This is a genomic window from Streptomyces alkaliterrae (assembly GCF_007097205.2).
GTDB lineage: Bacteria > Actinomycetota > Actinomycetes > Streptomycetales > Streptomycetaceae > Streptomyces > Streptomyces alkaliterrae.
The window spans coordinates 1-2316 of record NZ_VJYK02000516.1 but is presented as its reverse complement, the minus strand read 5'-3'; the positions used below and the strand labels follow the sequence as shown (position 1 = coordinate 2316).

Annotated in this window: 2 protein-coding genes; one reads left to right on the top strand and one right to left on the bottom strand. The window is 72.2% G+C overall.

Annotated elements, in window-relative coordinates; genetic code table 11:
* Positions 1 to 208 precede the first annotated feature (208 nt).
* Entirely contained in the window at positions 209 to 1432 is a 1224-nt protein-coding gene (locus FNX44_RS26270) for a cytochrome P450 (protein WP_143651475.1), read from the top strand.
* 110 nt (positions 1433 to 1542) lie between these two features.
* Here FNX44_RS26270 and FNX44_RS26265 read toward each other — a convergent pair.
* The coding region (locus FNX44_RS26265) for an MFS transporter (RefSeq protein WP_143651474.1) at positions 1543 to 2316 on the bottom strand (774 nt) is incomplete at its 5' end.

The following is a 2316-nucleotide window of genomic DNA, read 5'->3' as shown; positions in this document are numbered from 1 at the left end:
ACCCAGGCCCAGGCCGCCCCCTGGTTCACCCTGGGCCTCACCTGGCTCACCACCACCGCCCTCCTCCGCGCCCGCGGCTGACCCCGGCACCGCCGCGCGCAGGCGCCTTCCGCCCGGGGCAAGCGGTGCATAAGCGGAGACTCAGCCCGGGCTGTGACCGTGGACCGCGGAACGTTACCCACCTCCGCCGTCCTCACCGGGAGAGCGAATGGAAGCCGAGACCGCCGTCGACACCACCGGCACCGGGTGCCCGCGCAGCTACCCGTTCCACCGGCCGTCCGCGATCGAGATACCGCCGATCTACCAGGAGCTGCGGACCAGCGAACCGGTCGCCCGGGTTCTGCTGCCCAGCGGGGACGTCGGCTACGTCGTCAGCCGCTACGAGGACGCCAAGCTCGTGCTCGCCGATCCCCGCTTCAGCCGGGCCGCGATGGTCGCGGAGGACGCCCCGCAGCTCACCGTGGCGCCGATGCCTCCCGGCAGCCTCTTCTCCACCGACCCGCCCGAGCACACCCGGCTGCGCAAGCTGGTCATGGGCGAGTTCACCGGCCGCCGCGTACGCGCCCTGGAGCCGCGCATCCAGGAGCTGACCGACGCGCTGCTGGACGAGATGGAGAAGAACGAGGGCGGCCCCGTCGACCTCAACGAGATGTTCGCCTTCCCGCTGCCCGTCCAGGTCATCTGCGAACTGCTCGGTGTGCCCTTCGAGGACCGCGAGCAGTTCCGCGCCTGGTCCAACGCCATCGTCTCCCTCACCAACCACACGGCCGAGGAGATGATGACCCAGCGCATCGAGATGGCCGGGTACATCCACGAGCTGATCAACAAGCGGCGCGAGGAACCCGGTGACGACCTCCTCAGCGCGCTGATCACCGCCCACGACGAGCGGGACGCGCTCGACCAGAGCGAACTCATCATCATGGCGATGACCATCCTCGTCGCCGGCCACGAGACGACCGTGAGCATGATCGGCGCGTGCGTGCTGACCCTGCTGCGCCACCCCGAGCAGCTCGCCCGCGTCATCGAGGACCCGGACGCGGTCAGCGGCTTCGTGAACGAGCTGCTGCGCGTCAACCCGATCGGCGACGGCGGCCCGCTGCGCATCAGCCTGGAGGACGTGGAGATCGCCGGCACGCTCATCCCCAAGGGCAGCGCCGTCATGGCGGCCGTCGCCTCCGCCAACCGTGACCCCGAGGTCTTCGACGACGGCGAGGAGTTCCAGCCCGACCGCGAGCACAACCCCCACCTCGCCTTCGGCCACGGCATCCACCACTGTCTGGGCGCCGCGCTCGCCGTCGCCGAACTCCGCATCACCATGGCGTCGTTGTTCCGCCGCTTCCCCACCCTGCGACTGGCCTGCGACGTCAGCGAGCTGCGCATGAAGACCGGCATGCTCGTCCACGGCCTGGAGAAGCTGCCCGTCACCTGGTGACCGGCGGGCTCGCGCGTACGCCCCCGACGCGCGGGCCCGCCCCGGACGCGGGTGGCGGCCGGACGATCCCCCCGTCCGGCCGCCACCCGCATCTCTCTCGGGGGCGTCTCCTACGCCACCGAACGCACCCGCAGCACCAGCACGCCGCCCACCGCCGTCACCACCGCCACCAGCAGATACAGCCCGCCGTAGCCCGCCAGCGCCAGCATCGGCACCGCGAGCGCCGGCGCCAGGATCTGCGGCGCCGCCGTCGCCACCGCGAACAGCCCCAGATCCCGCCCGGTGTCCCGGGCCGACGGCAGCACGCTCGCCACCACCGCCAGATCCACCGCCAGGAACGTGCCGAACCCCACGCCCACCAGCAGCGCCGCGCCCAACGCCACCGGCCAGGCCGGGACCACCGCCATCATCGTCGCGCCCACCGCCATCAGCAGCCCGCCGCCGGCGACGAACACCCGCCGCCGACCCACCCGGTCCGACCAGCGGCCCGCGCCCAACGCGGCCGCCATCGCCGACAGGACCGTCACCGCCGTGATCGTCATCGTGGCCCGCTGAGGATCGGCCACCCGCAGCTCGTCGGTCAGGTAGTAGAGCAGGTACTGGGTGATCAGCGCGAAGCCCAGGACGACGAGGAACTTGCTCAGCCACGTCCACAGCACGTCCGGCTCCCGCAGCCCGCGCCGCGCCGTGGCCGGCGCCGGCCCCTCGTCCTCCCGAGGTGCCACAGCCGTACGCGAGTCCCGCTCGACGTGCCCGAGCAGGAACGGCACCATGGCCACCAACACCAGCGCCGCACACGCCACATACCCCGCCGACAACCCCCTGACCAGCTGGTTCACCACCACCGTGCCCAGCAGCGCGCCCAACATCTGGGAGAGCCCCGC

Coding starts and splice junctions, on each gene's coding strand:
- FNX44_RS26270 (WP_143651475.1), top strand. CDS start 209: ATGGAAGCCGAGACCGCCGTCGACACCACCGGCACCGGGTGCCCGCGC.